Origin of the sequence: Bacillus cereus group sp. BfR-BA-01310 (assembly GCF_022664325.1) — a bacterium.
Taxonomy (GTDB): Bacteria; Bacillota; Bacilli; order Bacillales; family Bacillaceae_G; genus Bacillus_A; species Bacillus_A paramycoides.
Genome location: NZ_JAKUHD010000002.1, coordinates 255,135 through 273,172, shown reverse-complemented (window position 1 = coordinate 273,172; position 18,038 = coordinate 255,135). Strand labels below are relative to the sequence as shown.

Genomic DNA, 18,038 nt, shown 5'->3' with positions numbered 1-18,038 from the left:
TGGTCGATTTTGGAGCGAAAAATGTTAAAATAAAAAATACATAGTTTTCTTGGCCATAATTAGAGTTTCTATATTCACCCATATACGACTTTAACTATGCATACCCTTTTTGGTTTCTTGTGTTGCTCATAAGCATAACGTCATTTCTGTATTATACAACAAAATTCATTTCTGAGAAACACTATAACATTTTACATTTTTTGTATGTGGTTTGTCACTACCAGAGAAAACTTTAACATTGGTTTATATGCTCGTCAACTAGAATATATAACAAAAATTGAAAGTTTTTTGTTGAGAAATATGGAATAAAGAGTTTTAGGTGGCTGACTAGAAAACTATTATATGAAGGAAAATACGGAAAAGATAACGAACACTTGTTCTTTTGGGGTTTGTTTGTTACAATAAAATTTCATTGATAGATTATGTGTAATTTTGATGAACTTTTACTGATAACAATAACATATTGTAGCTTATTTCTTTTGAAGAATGGGGAGGCTTTTGAATGAAACAAAAATTTTCAGCTGAAGCGTTTTGGAAGAAAATAAAACATGTTGCAAAGCAGGCAGGGCAGTCGGTAATTTATGCGAGTTTATTATTGTTTTACGTTTTGCAAAGACCTGATGTTCCAAAACGAGTGAAAATTATTGTAATTGGAGCACTTGCTTATTTCATTGCACCGATTGATGCAATCCCGGATTTCATTGCTGGAATTGGTTATACGGATGATTTGGGTGCGTTAACGGCCGCACTATTACAAGCATCGATATACGTAAATGAAGATGTGAAAGATAAGGCACGAGTGAAGTTGGCAGAATGGTTTAGTTCGGATATAGACACATCATTTATCGATCAAAAATTAGATCAATAGGTGAGAACTGTCATAGGATGACAGGGCGAACGTAAGCGAGGAAGTGCATTATGCCATCAGGAAGAACGCATACGAAAATAAACTTAATATCTCTTCCAGTTGTTTTGTTTATGCTCTTTTCGTATGGATTAACAAATTTTGATTTTTTATTAACTTTTGCAATTGGTTTTGTAGTAGGTACTTCATTTTTAACACCGGATTTAGATACGTACAGTAATGCGTATAATAAATGGGGATTCCTCCGCATTTTTTGGTATCCATATAGGAGCGTAATGCCCCATCGTTCCTTTTTCACACATACGATTATAATTGGTGATATTATTCGTATTGCATACATGTTAATCGTGTTTTCTCCGTTTTTATTCCTATTAAATGTAATAGCATTGGACGGAAATTTAATAGAGATTGCGAAGGAACATGAAGTTGAAATTGTAACGTTTGTAATGGGAATTGTTGTGGCGAGTACACTCCATATTATAGCGGATAAAGTGAATACGCGCCGAAAGAAAATGATGAGAAAAAAGAAGAAACGCAGAAGATAAAGGACACTTGCAAATTGCAAGTGTCCTTTTTTAATTAAACGTTTGTTTAAAATTAAGCTTTCAGTACTTTAATACCTTTTACGATGTTCCAAATGAAGTAGTATAAGCTAATGATTCCACAAATACATAAGACAATCATTGCTCCGATTCCAAGTGTTACATCAGTTTGTTCAGATCCAACGCCCATAATTCCTAGAATCATTAAACCGATAAATGTAGCGATACTTGGAATTATGTGTGTCCATAGAGCTCGTTTCGCATGTGGCTTTGTTTCAGAATCGCCTACAATCCAAACGATAATAGGGAATAAGATAGGCGCAAATAGTACACTAAAGTATGATAAAGCTGCTAGTATTTTGTTTCCGTTCATATATATCACCTCATAAATAATGTCCGTTGTTATACTTTTATTATGCAGGAAATTTTTCTAGCTTCCTATCGATGAACCTTACAAGAACGTGACGTTTTTGTAAGATTTTCACGCGAGATAATAAAATTTTCAAAAAAATCTTTTTTAATGGAAAATGATATGTTAAAGTAGAAGTGAAACTTAGTGAAAACGTTTTCTTAAACGTTTTTTTATTTTTAGGCTGAAAGGTATGATGACCTGATAGTCTATTGATAAGGTTATGTTTTATTTAAAAGGGAATTATTGAGGGGGAGAGAACAATGAACACATGGACACAAGTTTATGACCCATTCGGTAACATTTGGATTTCCGCAGCGGTCGCACTTATTCCAATTATCTTTTTTTTCTTAGCTTTAGCAGTTTTCCGCATGAAGGGGTATGTGGCAGGATTTATTACAGTTGTATTAACAATTTTGGTGGCGTTATTTGCGTATAAAATGCCGTTCACAATGGCAATGGCAGCAACCGGGTATGGTTTCTTATACGGATTATGTCCAATTGCTTGGATTATCATTATGTCGGTATTTTTATATAAAATTTCTGTGAAAACAGGTCAATTTGATGTCATTCGTGCATCTGTATTATCAATTACAAATGACCATCGATTACTCGTTATTTTAATCGGATTTTCATTTGGAGCATTTTTAGAAGGGGCAGCAGGATTTGGTGCACCAGTAGCGATCACGGCAGCGCTTCTTGCAGGTCTTGGATTAAATCCTTTATATGCAGCAGGTCTTTGTTTAATCGCAAATACTGCACCAGTAGCGTTCGGAGCAATGGGGATTCCGATTACAGTTGCTGGACAAGTAACAGGCATTGATCCGCATAAAATCGGACAAATGGCTGGGCATCAATTACCATTCTTATCTTTATTTGTTCCATTCTTTATCGTATTTTTAATGGACGGTTTTAAAGGAGTAAGACAAACGTGGCCTGCTTTATTTGTAGCGGGTAGTTCATTTGCAATTACACAGTTTATTACAGCGACGTTTTTAGGGCCAGAACTTCCTGATATTACGTCAGCACTTGTAAGTTTAGTAAGTTTATCGCTATTCTTAAAGGTTTGGCAGCCGAAAGAAATTTATCAGTCTAAAGAAGCGAATAGCGAAGTAGCAGCAACGACGGTGACATCTATGCCGAAACTAACAGTAGGAAAAGTAGTAAAAGCATGGTCTCCGTTCATTATTTTAACTGTGATGGTAGTCATTTGGAGCCAAAGTTTCTTTAAAGCATTATTCGCTCCAGGCGGCGCTTTAGAAAGTCTTGTATTTAAGTTTGAAATTCCAGGCTTGCACAATTTAGTAATGAAAGCAGAGCCTATTGTAAATAAACCAACACCTTATGAAGCAATCTTGAAATTAGATATTTTATCAGCGACTGGAACAGCGATTTTAATTGCGTGTATCATTTCTATCTTTATTTTGAAAATGAGTGCAAAAGATGCAGTAGCAACATTTAAAGAAACATTAAACGAACTGAAAATGCCAATTCTATCTATCGGATTCGTATTAGGATTCGCATTTATCGCAAACTATTCTGGTTTATCTTCTACATTAGCGTTAGCGCTAGCAGGAACTGGCGGATTATTCCCGTTCTTCTCACCATTCCTAGGCTGGATTGGCGTATTCTTAACAGGATCAGATACGTCAGCGAATGCACTGTTCTCGAATTTACAAGCAATTACAGCGCAGCAAGTTGGCGTATCTGAAGTGCTTCTCGTTGCAGCAAATACAACAGGCGGTGTAACAGGTAAAATGATTTCTCCGCAATCGATTGCGATTGCTTGTGCGGCAGTTGGTCTTGCTGGGAAAGAATCAGATCTGTTCCGTTTCACGGTGAAGCATAGTTTATTCTTCGTTATTATTGTTGGGATTATGACGTATGTGCAGGCTTATTATTTGACTTGGATGATTCCGTAAACAATAAAAGAATTAACCTTTGCATTTTTCAGATTATCGTGTATGATGGGAAAGTATTGAAAATTAAATCAGTGATAAACTAGGGGTGCCTAACGTATGCGTAGGCTGAGAGAGAAGCGTGTGAACTTCTTAACCCTTTGGACCTGATCTGGCTCGTACCAGCGTAGGGAAGTTAACGGCTTTACATAATTATGTCTTTATGAGCCAGGTCCTTATTTTTTTATGGACCTGGCTCTTTTTATTTTGGCATACGCTGGCCATATCTCGTCCTTGTCACGAACAGGGGGGCAATAAAGGTTATGAAACAGTCTGTTTCAGCTGAGCAAATTGAATTGAAATCGAGTTTACCAGGGAGTAAAAAAGTATATGTGGATGGACCACGTGAAGGTATGAAAGTACCGATGCGCGAGATTGAACAAAGCGACACGAACGGCATCCCAAATCCGCCAATCCGTGTGTATGATACGAGTGGCCCTTATACGGATCCTGAGTATAAAGTGGAGCTGGAAAAGGGGATTCCAACGCCGCGCCACTCTTGGATCATCACGCGTGGTGATGTGGAAGCTTATGAAGGGCGCGAAATTAAACCCGAGGATGACGGTGTAAAGGTGGCTTCAAAACATACACCTGTTTTCCCGCAAATGAATCGCAAGCCGCTTAAAGCGAAGCAAGGTGCAAATGTTACGCAAATGCATTATGCACGTAATGGCATTATTACATCTGAGATGGAATATGTTGCGATTCGTGAAGGGGTAGAGCCAGAGTTTGTTCGTAAGGAAATTGCGGAAGGACGCGCAATTTTGCCGGCTAACATTAACCATCCAGAAGCAGAACCGATGATAATTGGACGTAATTTCCACGTGAAGGTAAATGCAAATATCGGAAACTCAGCTGTCTCGTCTTCCATTGCAGAAGAAGTAGAGAAGATGACATGGGCAACGCGCTGGGGTGCGGATACGATTATGGATTTATCTACAGGTAAAAATATTCATACAACACGTGAGTGGATTATTCGTAATGCTCCGGTACCAGTTGGAACAGTGCCAATTTATCAAGCGCTTGAAAAAGTAAACGGGATTGCAGAAGATTTAACGTGGGAAGTGTATCGCGATACGTTAATCGAGCAAGCGGAGCAAGGCGTTGATTACTTTACGATTCACGCTGGTGTATTACTTCGTTACATTCCAATTACTGCAAAGCGTACGACAGGTATCGTTTCCCGTGGTGGTTCTATTATGGCGCAGTGGTGTTTATTCCATCATAAAGAAAACTTCCTATATACTCATTTTGAAGAAATTTGTGAAATTATGAAGCAGTACGATGTTTCGTTCTCTCTTGGAGATGGGTTACGTCCAGGTTCCATTGCAGATGCAAATGATGAAGCACAGTTTTCAGAGCTTGAGACACTTGGTGAATTAACGAAAATTGCTTGGAAACATGATGTGCAAGTTATGATCGAAGGACCTGGGCATGTACCGATGCATTTAATTAAAGAGAATATGGAGAAAGAACTTGATATTTGTCAGGGCGCGCCGTTCTACACACTTGGGCCGTTAACGACTGATATCGCACCAGGTTATGACCATATTACATCAGCAATTGGTGCAGCGATGATCGGCTGGTTTGGAACGGCGATGCTTTGCTATGTAACACCGAAAGAACATTTAGGTTTGCCGAACAAAGATGATGTTCGTGAAGGGGTTATTACGTACAAAATTGCTGCGCATGCGGCCGATCTTGCGAAAGGGCATAAAACGGCTCATCAGCGTGATGATGCACTTTCAAAAGCACGATTCGAATTTCGTTGGCGCGATCAATTTAATTTATCTTTAGATCCTGAACGTGCGATGGAGTATCATGATGAAACGTTGCCAGCAGAAGGTGCGAAAACAGCTCATTTCTGTTCGATGTGTGGACCGAAGTTTTGCAGTATGAGAATTTCACATGATATTCGTGAATATGCGAAAGAAAATGATTTAGAAACGACAGAAGCAATTGAAAAAGGAATGAAAGAGAAGGCAGAACAATTTAAAGAAACTGGTAGTCATTTATATCAATAATACGTTACACCTCTTTACTTGATTGATCACACTGTACCTAGCTTAAATATAGAAGAAGCCCCCTTTTGCTAAGACGGTAGCGAAGGGGGCTTCTATTTTCTCTTGAACAAACGTAGCTTGTCTCAAGTTTGTACTGGTAGTATATTCAGCAAAAAATAAGAAGAACTAGACGTATAATGGAATGATGTGAATATGTGTTTTTTAGATATAAGGAAAGTAGACATAGTAGTGAAATAACTATTAGGAGAGGTTTCTAATAAATGAGGGGCATTCTATGTTTGAATGCCCCTCATTTATTATTTTTCCTTCAAAAAAGTTCTATCCTTCAAGAATAAATTCCAGAAGAAAATAAATCCTGGTAGTAAAATTGCAATCCCGATTGCGTAAAGAATAAGCAATGCATAAAATGTTTCAGTCGTCGTAAAGCTTGTAAATACAGTTACATCTGGGTAAATGATATATGGTAAATGTGCGACGCCGTAAGCGTAGCTTGCAAATGCATACTGAGCGACAACAGCTAAAACTGCAATACGAGGGAAGCCTAGTGTGTTGTATTTCTTATTTGTCCACCAAAGGGAGGAATAGCCGATAACAAATAAAACGATAGAAACTGTAAACCATGGGAATTGTTTTATTAATCCCTGCATAAGCCAGTGTGTTTTAGGGTCCATTACAACGAGAGCAATAATAGCAGTAACAAGCGTTGCGGGACCAAGTATGATGGCATTTCTTCTATAAATTCGGTACGTATCTTCAGAACCTTGTTCTCTCGCAAAATCAGCAAGGAAGAGAGAAGAGAGAAATAGTTCCGATGTTAGTCCGAAGAGCATATAACAGTATATAACGGGGCTAGAAAGAAGCTTTCCATAAAGGAGCACTTCTTTTCCTTCAGACATTGTAATATAGGCGCCCTCTGTGACGGGTAGAACGGTAATTAATAGAGCTGGAATTAAGAGTCCAGTAATCCCTGAAATAATACGAAGAAGATGTTGGTATTTCGGCAAAGAGTAAGCAAATACCATAAATGTACTTCGAATCGCAACGAGTACTAGAATTAACATAACCGGTACGAACATAACCGTTGCAAGGGTAAAGGCTGCTTTTGGAAAGAAGCCGAGAAAAGCGACTACGACAAAGACGAGAAACGTATTTGTTACTTCCCAAGTTGGTGATAAGTACCGATTGGCAAGCTTTGCAGCGAGTGTCGGATGTTTAGCGTATACCATGCCCCAAAAACCAGCTCCAAAATCAATGGACCCTAATATACTATATACGAAAATAAGAGCCCATAAGATGATGATTGCAATGCTTTCCTCATGCACGAGAATCGCCTCCTTGTTGATGTAAATCGTTCTTTAGCGGATGTCTCTTAAAGAATGTCCGTAGTACAAAGACTGTTAAAATAGCGAGTCCGATGTATAAAATGATGAATAGGACAAATAAAGGACCGACGAAATCGGCACGTGTAGCAGCATCTAACGTACGTTGCATGCCATAAATTGTCCATGGTTGGCGACCACTACAACTGAAAATCCATCCGAATTCAATACCGAGCATCATAACGGGTCCACATGCAGCAGTCGCCCAAAGAAGCCATTTCGGTAACTCCGCTCCTTTTTTTCGATAAACAAAGTACCAATACATGAGGGCAATAGCTGCGACAGCAAAGGTAAATGTAGCAGAGCCGACCATTAAATTAAAAAGCGTATGTGTATAAAATGGTGGCCACGTTTCTTGCGGGAATTCATTTAGCCCTTTTACGACGGTACTAGGATCGAGTCCTACTAATAAGCTGAGCATGTTTGGAATTTCGAGTGCATAGTTTAGTTCAAGGGTATTAGGATCAACAACCCCGCCAATTGATAAAGGAGCATGTGATGTCGTTTCAAATAAAGCTTCAGCAGATGCTAGTTTTTCGGGTGAATGTTTATGTAAGGCGATAGCAGATTCGTGCCCTGAAAGCCACATCGTAGCACCAGTAATGAAAGTAACGACAAGTCCTAAAAGTAATCCTTTTTTATGATAAGCAATTTCACGTGCGCTTATATTTCGTTTCAATAATTTAAATCCGGCGATAGAGGCGATAACTGCTGCTCCAGTTGCATATGCCGTAATAACAACGTGGAATGCACTTGTACCAAAGCTCGGATTAAAGAAAGCTTTCCACGGATCAACGTTAAAAACTGAGCCATCCGGACTCATTGAAAAGCCCGCTGGTGTATTCATCCATGTATTTGCTGATGTAATAAGCACGGCGGATGCAGTGGCACCAAGCATAACGAAAAAGAGCGAGACTAACCTCATAAATGGAGGTAGTTTATCAGCTGCATATACGTAAATAGACATGAATAAAGCTTCCAAAAAGAAGGCGAAAATCTCAATTTGAAAGGGAACGGAAATAACTTGACCAACAATTTTGGCGAAGCCAGGCCAAAGAAGTGAAATTTGCACACCAACAATTGTTCCAGTTGGAATTGCTACACCGAGAAGGATGGCAAAAGCCTTTGTCCATCTTTTTGCCATAATGGCATAGTCAGAATCCTTCTTCCAGTGATACAATATTTCACTTATAAAAATCATTAAAGACAGTCCGACTCCAAGCGTTGCAAAGATAATGTGGAATGCTAGTGAAGAACCGAAAAAGGCCCTTGCTAATGTTACAGTATCCATATGTATGCTCCTCTTCTCTTTTTGCCATTATTTTCTGATTGAATTGGAAGATTTATTCAAAAAACTACCAAAAATATGTGTGTATTTAAAAAGTGAGTATGGTAATATGATTTTGAAATATTCGAAAGAGAAAGAAATATAAAAATCGGTAATATTTTGTTTGTTTTTTAGCAGGTAATATTTTATAATCTTTTATGCGAACATAAGTTCTATTTAGGCGTGTTACGTTTATAGAATGAAGAAGTTTATGTGAAATGGAGAGGGTGTCTTATGTATCCTGAAGTCATTAAAAAGATGGCATTTTCAAAAGAGCATAGAGATTTATTATTAAAGTTGTATAATAAAGAAATTACGCGTCGTGAATACGATCGACTTGTGGAATCGCTATATAGACCTTCTAAAGAAGCTTGTGAAGGATAATGGAGGAGACAATCTAAAGGATTGTCTTTTTTATATTTGTGTATGTTCTAGTAAAATTAAGGTTAGTCTTACTAGGGAGGTGAAAAGTTTGCGGAAACGTGTATATATAGGGATTGGAATTATTGTCTTACTTGCTTTAGGAGGAAGTGTGTTTTGGGCGGCTTTACAAGGAAATCGTACGGAACGTTTTATTTTAAGGTATATGGTAAATGAAAATGGGACACTTGCAACGTACCGTTTAGCAGATACAAAGACAGGAACAGGTGAGGCGAAAGGCCACGAAGCTTTATCGGAATCGGCAGGATTATGGTTACAGTATACGCTGGATAAAGATGATCAAGCATTATTCGATGAACAAGTAAAGGTCATTCAAAATTACTTTGTACATAAGGATCATATCGTTTTATGGAAAATCTCTGAAAAAGGGGAAATGCAGTCAGCCACAAATGCACTTATAGATGACCTTCGTATTATTGAACAATTATATCGGGCTTATGAAATGTACAAGGAAGAGCGTTATAAACATTTGGCAGATCAATTGAGCGATGCTGTACTTCGGTATAATAAAAAAGATAATTATTACGTTGATTATTATGACGTAGATGCAGGTAGACAAAATAAATTTACAACAACATCTTACATAAATCCTCATGCATTCTCTTATATGAAAAGGTACGGGAAAATTTCTGCTGAACAATATCAGGAAGTTGTTCAGTTTTTAGCTAATTATCCGAGAAACGGTTGGGCATTTCCGAAAGAGTATAAAGAAGATGGTACATTTACGTATGATAAAGAAGTGAATCTTATTGATCAATCGTACGTTGCTTACCATCGTAGTCTAGGTGGTCTTTCATCAGATGCTTATTTGGAATTTATAAAGAAGAAATTCCACGAGGATGGAAAGTTATACGGTCGCTATAACTTAGAAACGGGAAAACAAGCTGTGAATTATGAATCACCAGCCTCTTACGGTTTAACTATTTTGTATGTACTACAAACAGGTGATACAAAGTTTGCTAAGGAATTGTATGAACGGATGACTACATTCCGAAATGATAATGTATTTAGTAGATATTACGGTGGATATGTAACAGGTGAAAATAATAATACACATATATTCGATAATGTATTGCCACTTCTAGCTGAAATGGAACTGGAGAAGAGTAAGAAATAGAAGGTGCCATCCTAGGAGATGGCGCCTTTTTATGTTTGTTGTTATTTGTTGATAAGTCGATATAATTTCATGTACTAATAGTAGAAAAGTACTTGATAACAAACTTACGAAATTGCTGGGCAGTTTTTGATAAGTAACGTTTCTTTGACCAACTTAAGCCGATTGTTCTTTCGCAATTGGGTTCAATAATACGTAGCTTATTTGATGCTAAAGTAGAGTTTTTCAATAAAGTTAAGCTTGGGACAAAGGCGACGCCAAGACCTTGTTTAATAAGGTCGCTAATAACGGTTGGTTCATCTACTTCAAACGCGATATGCGGAGTAAAACCAGCTTCTTTACAAAATTCATCTGTTAAGTGTCGGAATCCGTAACCAGTGTTCATACTAATGAATGGCTCGTCTTTTACTTCATGCAGATGAATGCTTTCGCGGTTTGATAATCGATGGCCTGAAGGGACGACTAAGAAAATTTCTTCTGTGATAAGTGGTTCCCAAACAATTTCTTCTCCTTCAATTGGCACAGAGGAAATGCAAAAATCAATCTCCTTATCATCTAGTTGCCGTTTCATAGAAGGAGTAGATGCGAGGAATTGTTGGAATCGTACGTTAGGATGTTCTAATAAAAAAGAACCGAGGAGTTCCGGTAATATTCTCGGGATAGAAACGGCTAGTGTAATAGAGCCTTGTTGTAATTCCGCTAAATCCTTAATTTCTCGTTCTCCTTCACTTAGTTCATGAAAAATACGTTCTACTCGCTTTAAAAATACTTCTCCGAAAGAGTTTAGTGTAATTTTTCGACCTTGGCGATCAAATAAAGGGACACCTAAGTCCTTTTCTAGTCTAGCAATTGTTTTGCTGAGTGAAGGTTGTGCAATGTGCAATTCTTCGGCAGCTTTCGTCATATGTTCTAACCGTGCAACAGTTTGAAAATATTTTAATTGAAGAAGTTCCATTTTGAATCTCCTTTCTATAGACCAAAAGGAATGAATTGATAATTAAAGATGTATTATACAGTATGAAAGGTGACGTGTATAGTAAATCTGTTAAATCATTCGAAGAGTGTTAAATTAGAAGAAGGAGTATTTTTCATGAAGGGAATTCAACTTATATTTAAAGATTGGAAGGCGATGTGGAATCATAAACATGGACGTATCGCTTTAATTTTTTTACTAATTGTTCCTTTAATTTATGCGGGATTCTTTCTAGCTGGATATTGGGATCCATACGGACGATTAGATAAATTACCTGTTGCGGTTGTTAATTTAGATAAAGGTGCTGTGATGGATGAAAAAGCGATCCACGCTGGAGACGATTTTGTAAAAAATTTAAAAGAAAATAAGGAACTAGCTTTTCATTTCGTATCAGAAAAAAATGCCGATGAAGGGTTAAAAGAAGATAAATATTATATGGTCGTTACAATTCCAGAAGATTTCTCGAAAAAGGTAAGTACACTAATGGATGAGAAACCAGAGCCGGCACAGCTACAATATAAAGTAAATCCAGGTAAAAACTTTGTAGCAGCTCAAATTGGAACGACAGCTGTTGAAAATATGAAAACAAAAATCTCAAATAGCATTACAAAGTCTTATACAGAAGGTGTCTTTTCAAAGTTTCAAGATTTGGCGCAAGGTTTGAATGATGCAAGTAATGGTGCTGGAAAATTGCATGAGGGAACGACAGGCGCGAAAAACGGAATTAATGAGCTTTCTAGTGGTATTAACCGTTTAAGTGATGGCGCAAATCAGTTGAAAGAAGGTAGCGATAAGCTTGCGGCTAGCCAAGGGGCGTTAACCGGAGGAGCGAATGAACTGAGCCAGGGAGCAACATCTCTTCATAATGGAATGGAGTTGCTAACGGAAGGTGAGAAAGGGCTACAAGAAGGAGTTAGTAATTTAAGTGCTGGAACAAATGAATGGATAAGCGGAAATGAAAAGTTAGCGGAAGGACAGGCTAAGGCAGATGAAGTGGCAAATGCGGTCAAAAAGCAATTAGAAGAGTACGCGAAAAATCATCCAGAAGTACAGCAAGACCCTGCCTTTCAGCAAATTGTTGCTACTTCTAGCGGATTAGCTAAAGCAACAAATACATTAAATGCTAGTCAACAACAATTGACGCAAGGTGCGAGGAAGTTGGCTGACGGGCAGCATAAGATTGAAGAAGGTATGAATACATTCGGAGCTAAATTAAATGAAGCGACGAGTGGAACAAAAAAAGTAGCAGATGGTGCGGCAAATTTAGCTGATGGATTCACGAAGTGGGGAAATGGATTTACATCATTACAACAAGGTGTAAATCATCTTGCGAGTGGCGGAACGGAGCTAAATAATGGCGCTGGAAAGTTAACAGATGGACTTATTAAGCTCGACGATGGTGCGAAGGAACTTTCTACGAAATTGGGAGAAGGCGCAGAGAAGATAGCGGATGTTCGTAATGATGATGCGCGTAATGCGATGTTCTCAGAGCCAGTTCAATTAGTGAAGTCAACCGTTTCTGACGTACCTAACTACGGTTCAGGAATCGCGCCATATTTCTTATCACTGGCATTCTATGTCGGCGGAATTATGGCATCGAATATTTTACCTCTTGGACGTAGGCAAAATATGAAGGTAAGCGGGACGGTACATTTTATAAATAAATTAGGCTTAGTATATTTAATTGGATTAATTCAAGCATTCCTTGTAGATACGGTTGTGCTTGGATTTATGAAATTAGAAGTCGCAAGTGTACCACTGTTCGTGTTATCAAGTATTATTATTTCCTTTACGTTCATGACATTTATTCTTATGTTAGTAACGGTATTCGGCATTGTTGGGAAATTTGCAGCGGTAACGCTTCTCGTCCTTCAATTAGCGACGAGTGGAGGTACTTTCCCAGGAGAGTTAAACATAGCAGTGCTTAGCAAAATTGGACAGTTTCTCCCAATGTCTCATTCTCTTAGAGGATTACAAGATGTTATCTCGTTAGGGGATTGGTCGCAATTACGAATGCAAATTTTAATTTTATTATGCTATCTTGTTGTCGCTGGTGGAATTGCCTGGATCACGAGTCATATACAGCATAAGGAAACGAATGCAGAGCAAGTTTCATAATATAAAGAAGCTATCCGTACAAAAGGTTTCATTACGACCTTTTCGGATAGCTTTTTCTTATTTTTTTTCCATAACTGCAAAGTAATTCTGTTCGCTGTCAGCAAAGTTGAATGCTCTACCTGTAGGTAAGTCCATAATTTTCCCAACTGTCACGTTTTTCTCAGAAAGATCTTTATAGAGTTGATCTAGGTTATTAGAGAAGAACATTAATGAAGGGGTATTTAAGTTTAATTCAGGTTGCATCTTCGCGATTAACGCTTTATCGTGAAGGACAATGCTTGTTGCTGCTTCTTTTGTTGGAGCGATTTCAATCCAGCGAAATCCTTGTCCGTTATTTTCTTCAGCAATGATTTGGAATCCTACTGTTTCTGTCCAGAATTGTACTGCCTCATCTTGATTGTTTACATATAACATAATTTGTCCAACTTGATTGATCATAGCTGTCTCTCACTTTCTTTTCTCATATGAAACATTATTATATCAGAGATATTGTTTAAATACTTTTTCATGATTCTTTCGGATTGAAATCCTCGTCCATTTCATCTTCGTTGTAGGCGAAGGTCCTGTAATCCACGTGTGAAATGGTAGTATGCTAACAATAAACATAGTTGTAAGAGAAATTGTGGCCGTTACTATAAATAGTAATAGGCTATATAATATTGTGTTTTCTTGCAGGGCGAATAAGGAAAGAAATTTTGTGCATAGTTGCAAGAAGAAAAAATGGGCTAAATAAGCACCGTACGTGTAATTCCCGATAAATCGTAAAGCTTTATATAAGAAACCACGTCGCTGTACAATTGTAATAGATAGCACGTATAGTATGATAATTTCGCATACAATATATAGAAACATTGATGGTTTTAAATAGGTAGAAACAGTTAAATGAATAGAGTTTGCACCGTAAAAACTAAATAACTCGTAATTGATAAATAAAAATAAAACGAAAAATAAGATTGTCACAAGAGGGATATGCTTCATTACAAATAAGCGCCAAGTTTTTAATGCTACAGCTGCTATTCCTCCCATAACGAAATAGAATGAATAGAAGAAGAAAGAACGATCTGTGTAATGTAAAATGGTCGAGTTAGTCAATTTCTCTCCATTGAAAATGTAGTGGGAAGAGTACCACATTAAAAGAAAATATAGACAAGCGAAAATGGTCATATATTTATATATGTCTTTTTTATTTTCTGTTCGTTTTTGAAACCAATAAAATAGTGTGCATAGTAAAGGGAACAATAAGTGAATTTGGAACATCATAATAACGTACCAAAGATGAGGTGCGGCCGTTCCGAGTAATAAACTTTTTATTCCACTTTGCATTGTAACGATTTCATTTGTTGTTAATAGGTAAAGAATAGACCAGAAGAAATAAGGAATAAGTAAATGTGTGGCTTTTTCATAAATATATTCTGTATAAACGAGTTGTTTCGTATATTGCCGAATTAAGTGAAATCCGACGATAAATATGAATGCAGGTGCTGAAAACTTTGCGAGATTAAATAACATACCCATAATGAGGGATTGCTCAAGTAAGATGTTCCCTTGATTCATTGTATATAATAAGGAACTTTGCAAAACGACAGCAAGAAATGCAATGCTTTGCAAAACTTTAAATTCTGGTGCGCTTTGTGTCATCATGTCCATCTCCTTTTCCATACATGATTATAGTACGGAGGAGGGATGAGAGATGTGGAATATTTGTGAAGATTGTAACAAAATTGTGGCGGAATGGAATTATATCGATGCAAAATCAAATCTATCGACGTTTCGACAAATCACAACGAAAAAGAGGATGCTCAAAACGAGCATCCTCTTTCTATATATTAAGCAAATTTATTTTTGATCCAGTTCTTACCTTCTACAAGGCGAGCTGTCATTACGGCACAAGCATTATCTCCTGTTACGTTTAACATCGTTGCAGGAGGATCGATGATTGTACTGATTGCTGCGATAATTGGCAACGCTTCTGGAGGGAAGCCGTATAGAGAAACGATTAACATTTCACCAATCATACCCCCGCCTGGAATTGCACCCATTACTGTTCCTACTAATAGAGAAACGACAAGTGCGATTGCTAATGTTTTCGGTCCTTCGAATTCCATGTTGAAAATACCGAATAAGAAAGCAATTTTTAATACGCCGCCTAAAACAGATCCGTCTTTATGAAGTGTAGATCCAAGAAGGACAACTGTTTCACGAACGTCAGAAGAAATCCCCATTTTCTTCGTTGCTTCTAAGTTCGCCGGAATACTTGCGGCACTACTACAAGTTGCAAGTGAGGTAACAGTAGGAGAAACCATGTTCTTCCAAAATACTTGTACACCTTGTTTGCGACCTGCAAGGTACGCATAGAATGTAAAGAATACAAAGAAGTAAATAAGAGAAGCTGGATAGTATACCATTGCCGCTCGGAAGTAAGTTCCAAGAAGTTGTGGTCCGAATTCACCAACTAATGCTGCGAAGTAAGCAGCTAGTCCGATTGGAGCGTAGTACATAATGAAAGATACAACTTTCATTGAAATTTCTGCACCAGCTTGTAGGAACGTAGCGAATGGTTTTCCTTTTTCGCCAACTGCTGAAGTTGCGATCCCCATTAAGATAGAGAAGAAAATAAGTGCTAACATGTTCTCGCGAGATAGTAACTTTGAAAAGTCTGATACTGTTATGATACCGACAATTTGATCAGCGACGCTAACAGCTTTTTCAGCTTTATCAGGCTGTGTTAGTTCTAATACAACACCTTGTGCTGGCGGGAATACTTTCACGATGATAATCATAAAAATAGCAGCTAAAATACTTGTAAATAAGAAAGTTCCAGCCATACTAGACATAATTTTACCAAAACGTTTTAGTCCATCCATATTGGCAATAGATGACGCGATGCTAAAGAAAACTAGAGGTACAACAATCGTAAACATTAAGTTTAAGAAAATGTCACCAAGCGGCTTTAAAGCAACTGCATCGGCACCCATGAAATAACCAATGAAACCACCAATTAGGATGGAAGATAATAAAATAAGTGGAAAGCGATATGCCTTCATTAATATACCCTCCTATCGATTGTAAAAAAATCATACGGAATTATTATAGCGAGTTAGGGCCCTCTTTACTAGGAAAATACAGATAGATAGAATAGCGTGAAAACCGAGAAATTTTTGTTTTTAAGCTCGGCATACAGCAGGAAATCTAGACATATATATTTGTAACCTAGTGGTGGTAAGGGATGGGCCATAACTTAGGTTTAGAAAAAGGGGAGGGAAGTGGAATGAATATTTTGCTTTGCTGTGCAGCGGGAATGTCTTCCAGTTTGATTGTTACGAAAATGGAGAAAGCGGCACAGGGAATGGGGATAGAGGTGAAAATTTGGGCTGTATCAGGTTCAGAAGTGCGAAATCATATTGATGATGCAGATGTACTTTTACTTGGGCCACAAGTACGTTATTTATTACCGAAAATGAAAGAGTTATGTACGGAAAAAGGAATACCCGTTGATGTCATTCAATCCGTCCATTACGGACTTTGTAATGGAGAAGCTATCTTGCAAGCAGCTTTGTCAATGAAACCATGAGGAGAGTGGGATAGATGATTGGGTTTTTAGAGAAATATGTGATGCCAGTAGCAGGAAAGGTTGCCGAGCAGAGGCATTTGCAGGCGATTCGTGATGGAATTATTTTGACGATGCCTTTCTTGATTATTGGATCTTTTTTTCTTATAATTAGTGCTTTACCAATACCAGGGTATAATGATTTTATGGCAGGCTTGTTTGGGGAGAATTGGCAGAAAGCTTTGGGGTACCCAGTCAGTGCAACTTTTAATATAATGTCTTTAATAGCTGTTTTTGGAATCGCTTACAGGCTTGGTGAGTATTATAAAGTGGATGCTTTAGCATCTGGTGCATTGTCACTTGTATCATTTTTGCTTGCAACACCGTTCCAAGTTATGTATATGATACCAAATACAAAGGAAAGTGTACTTGTAGATGGAGTTATACCAGCTGCACTAATGGGAAGCCAAGGTTTGTTTGTGGCGATGATTATTGCAATTATATCTACTGAAATTTATCGATTTATTGTTCAAAAAAAGATGATTATAAAAATGCCAGAGACAGTTCCGCCAGCAGTAACGCGTTCATTCGCTGCGCTTATTCCAGGTTTTATTGTTGTGACGGTTGTTTGGATAATTAGATTGATTTTTGAACATACGACTTTCGGTAGCATTCATAATGTTGTAGGGAAGCTTTTACAGGAGCCTCTTAGCGTACTGGGAGCTAGCCTTTGGGGTGCAGTAATCGCAGTTATCGTTGTCCATGTACTTTGGGCGTGCGGAATTCATGGCGCTGCAATTGTTGGTGGTGTAATGAGTCCGATTTGGTTGTCATTAATGGATCAAAATCGAATTGCATTTCAGGCTGGGCAAGACGTACCGAATACGATTACTGCGCAGTTTTTTGATTTATGGATTTATATGGGCGGTTCTGGTGCAACACTTGCTTTAGTTGTAGGAATGTTATTATTTGCGCGAAGTCAGCAATTAAAAAGTATAGGCCGATTGTCGATTGCACCAGGTATTTTTAATATTAATGAAATGGTGACTTTTGGTATGCCGATAGTAATGAATCCAATTTTACTTATTCCATTTATATTGGTGCCAGTCGTATTAACGATTGTTTCTTATTTTGCAATGGAATGGGGATGGGTTGCACGTCCGAGCGGAGCTGCTGTACCTTGGACTACACCTATTCTCTTTAGTGGATATTTAGGATCAGGTGGGAAAATTTCAGGAGTTGTTTTGCAGCTCGTTAACTTTGCACTTGCATTCTTTATTTATTTGCCATTCTTAAAAATATGGGATAAACAAAAAGTAGCGGAAGAAAAGGGGGAGTAAA

The 18,038-nt window shown here is 37.8% G+C and carries 16 protein-coding genes and 1 riboswitch; of the genes, 9 read left to right on the top strand and 7 right to left on the bottom strand.

Translation table 11 applies throughout. From position 1 onward, the window contains the following. Positions 1 to 502: 502 nt before the first annotated feature. A complete protein-coding gene (locus MR109_RS06500) occupies positions 503 to 868 on the top strand; it encodes a YkvA family protein (RefSeq protein WP_002174247.1) in 366 nt (121 codons plus the stop codon). A 50-nt stretch (positions 869 to 918) separates the two neighbouring features. Then, complete coding sequence (locus MR109_RS06495; protein ID WP_242271352.1) at positions 919 to 1,410, top strand: metal-binding protein; 492 nt, start codon at positions 919 to 921, stop codon at positions 1,408 to 1,410. Between the two features lie 52 nt (positions 1,411 to 1,462). On the opposite strand, the gene MR109_RS06490 is transcribed toward MR109_RS06495, so the two are convergent. Continuing rightward, positions 1,463 to 1,780, bottom strand: coding sequence for a magnetosome magnetite crystal formation protein family (locus tag MR109_RS06490; RefSeq protein ID WP_098304145.1), 318 nt, complete (start codon positions 1,778 to 1,780; stop codon positions 1,463 to 1,465). Between the two features lie 299 nt (positions 1,781 to 2,079). On the opposite strand from MR109_RS06490, the gene lldP reads away from it, so the two are divergent. After that, positions 2,080 to 3,738 carry an L-lactate permease gene (lldP, locus tag MR109_RS06485; RefSeq protein WP_242271350.1) on the top strand — a complete coding sequence of 553 codons (1,659 nt, stop codon included), beginning with the start codon at positions 2,080 to 2,082 and terminating at the stop codon, positions 3,736 to 3,738. 71 nt (positions 3,739 to 3,809) lie between these two features. Further along, positions 3,810 to 3,925, top strand: a riboswitch (TPP riboswitch). 112 nt (positions 3,926 to 4,037) lie between these two features. Then, positions 4,038 to 5,798 (top strand): phosphomethylpyrimidine synthase ThiC, encoded by a 1,761-nt coding sequence (gene thiC / locus MR109_RS06480; protein ID WP_048370215.1) that lies wholly within the window; start codon positions 4,038 to 4,040, stop codon positions 5,796 to 5,798. 296 nt (positions 5,799 to 6,094) lie between these two features. Here the strand turns inward: thiC and MR109_RS06475 are convergent, their stop codons facing one another. Beyond that, on the bottom strand, positions 6,095 to 7,120 hold the full coding sequence (locus MR109_RS06475; protein ID WP_002174242.1) for a cytochrome d ubiquinol oxidase subunit II: 1,026 nt from the start codon (positions 7,118 to 7,120) through the stop codon (positions 6,095 to 6,097). After that, positions 7,113 to 8,468, bottom strand: a complete 1,356-nt coding sequence (gene cydA / locus MR109_RS06470; protein ID WP_048370217.1) for a cytochrome ubiquinol oxidase subunit I — start codon at positions 8,466 to 8,468, stop codon at positions 7,113 to 7,115. The genes MR109_RS06475 and cydA overlap by 8 nt, the downstream gene beginning before the upstream one ends. Positions 8,469 to 8,738: 270 nt before the next feature. On the opposite strand from cydA, the gene MR109_RS06465 reads away from it, so the two are divergent. Continuing rightward, a complete protein-coding gene (locus MR109_RS06465; RefSeq protein ID WP_002174240.1) occupies positions 8,739 to 8,888 on the top strand; it encodes a hypothetical protein in 150 nt (49 codons plus the stop codon). A gap of 88 nt (positions 8,889 to 8,976) precedes the next feature. Next, positions 8,977 to 10,062, top strand: coding sequence for a transcriptional regulator (locus MR109_RS06460; protein WP_242271348.1), 1,086 nt, complete (start codon positions 8,977 to 8,979; stop codon positions 10,060 to 10,062). Positions 10,063 to 10,129: 67 nt separating this feature from the next. Here MR109_RS06460 and MR109_RS06455 read toward each other — a convergent pair whose 3' ends face one another. Then, positions 10,130 to 11,014, bottom strand: coding sequence for a LysR family transcriptional regulator (locus tag MR109_RS06455; protein ID WP_242271346.1), 885 nt, complete (start codon positions 11,012 to 11,014; stop codon positions 10,130 to 10,132). A 135-nt stretch (positions 11,015 to 11,149) separates the two neighbouring features. On the opposite strand from MR109_RS06455, the gene MR109_RS06450 reads away from it, so the two are divergent. Then, positions 11,150 to 13,150, top strand: coding sequence for a YhgE/Pip family protein (locus tag MR109_RS06450; RefSeq protein WP_242271344.1), 2,001 nt, complete (start codon positions 11,150 to 11,152; stop codon positions 13,148 to 13,150). A gap of 57 nt (positions 13,151 to 13,207) precedes the next feature. Here MR109_RS06450 and MR109_RS06445 read toward each other — a convergent pair whose 3' ends face one another. The 3 genes from MR109_RS06445 to MR109_RS06435 form a co-directional block, all read right to left on the bottom strand. Then, complete coding sequence (locus MR109_RS06445) at positions 13,208 to 13,588, bottom strand: VOC family protein (protein WP_025148171.1); 381 nt, start codon at positions 13,586 to 13,588, stop codon at positions 13,208 to 13,210. 42 nt (positions 13,589 to 13,630) lie between these two features. Then, on the bottom strand, positions 13,631 to 14,788 hold the full coding sequence (locus MR109_RS06440) for an acyltransferase (RefSeq protein ID WP_242271679.1): 1,158 nt from the start codon (positions 14,786 to 14,788) through the stop codon (positions 13,631 to 13,633). Positions 14,789 to 14,976: 188 nt separating this feature from the next. Beyond that, entirely contained in the window at positions 14,977 to 16,194 is a 1,218-nt protein-coding gene (locus MR109_RS06435; protein WP_048370231.1) for a dicarboxylate/amino acid:cation symporter, read from the bottom strand. 224 nt (positions 16,195 to 16,418) lie between these two features. Here MR109_RS06435 and MR109_RS06430 point away from each other — a divergent pair, with 224 nt between their 5' ends. Together MR109_RS06430 and celB are read left to right on the top strand one after the other, a co-directional pair. Then, complete coding sequence (locus MR109_RS06430) at positions 16,419 to 16,721, top strand: PTS sugar transporter subunit IIB (RefSeq protein ID WP_242271342.1); 303 nt, start codon at positions 16,419 to 16,421, stop codon at positions 16,719 to 16,721. Between the two features lie 14 nt (positions 16,722 to 16,735). Further along, the gene (celB, locus tag MR109_RS06425) at positions 16,736 to 18,037 is read left to right on the top strand and encodes a PTS cellobiose transporter subunit IIC (protein WP_002174232.1); all 1,302 of its coding nucleotides are present in this window, start codon (positions 16,736 to 16,738) and stop codon (positions 18,035 to 18,037) included. Position 18,038: the final 1 nt, after the last annotated feature.

Bases quoted from the DNA above. Each gene is read 5' to 3' on its own strand.
- MR109_RS06435 (WP_048370231.1), bottom strand. From the start codon at position 16,194: ATGAAGGCATATCGCTTTCCACTTATTTTATTATCTTCCATCCTAATT.
- MR109_RS06495 (WP_242271352.1), top strand. From the start codon at position 919: ATGCCATCAGGAAGAACGCATACGAAAATAAACTTAATATCTCTTCCA.
- MR109_RS06465 (WP_002174240.1), top strand. From the start codon at position 8,739: ATGTATCCTGAAGTCATTAAAAAGATGGCATTTTCAAAAGAGCATAGA.
- cydA (WP_048370217.1), bottom strand. From the start codon at position 8,468: ATGGATACTGTAACATTAGCAAGGGCCTTTTTCGGTTCTTCACTAGCA.
- MR109_RS06440 (WP_242271679.1), bottom strand. From the start codon at position 14,788: ATGACACAAAGCGCACCAGAATTTAAAGTTTTGCAAAGCATTGCATTT.
- MR109_RS06450 (WP_242271344.1), top strand. From the start codon at position 11,150: ATGAAGGGAATTCAACTTATATTTAAAGATTGGAAGGCGATGTGGAAT.
- celB (WP_002174232.1), top strand. From the start codon at position 16,736: ATGATTGGGTTTTTAGAGAAATATGTGATGCCAGTAGCAGGAAAGGTT.
- MR109_RS06500 (WP_002174247.1), top strand. From the start codon at position 503: ATGAAACAAAAATTTTCAGCTGAAGCGTTTTGGAAGAAAATAAAACAT.
- MR109_RS06455 (WP_242271346.1), bottom strand. From the start codon at position 11,014: ATGGAACTTCTTCAATTAAAATATTTTCAAACTGTTGCACGGTTAGAA.
- MR109_RS06430 (WP_242271342.1), top strand. From the start codon at position 16,419: ATGAATATTTTGCTTTGCTGTGCAGCGGGAATGTCTTCCAGTTTGATT.
- MR109_RS06490 (WP_098304145.1), bottom strand. From the start codon at position 1,780: ATGAACGGAAACAAAATACTAGCAGCTTTATCATACTTTAGTGTACTA.
- lldP (WP_242271350.1), top strand. From the start codon at position 2,080: ATGAACACATGGACACAAGTTTATGACCCATTCGGTAACATTTGGATT.
- MR109_RS06445 (WP_025148171.1), bottom strand. From the start codon at position 13,588: ATGATCAATCAAGTTGGACAAATTATGTTATATGTAAACAATCAAGAT.
- thiC (WP_048370215.1), top strand. From the start codon at position 4,038: ATGAAACAGTCTGTTTCAGCTGAGCAAATTGAATTGAAATCGAGTTTA.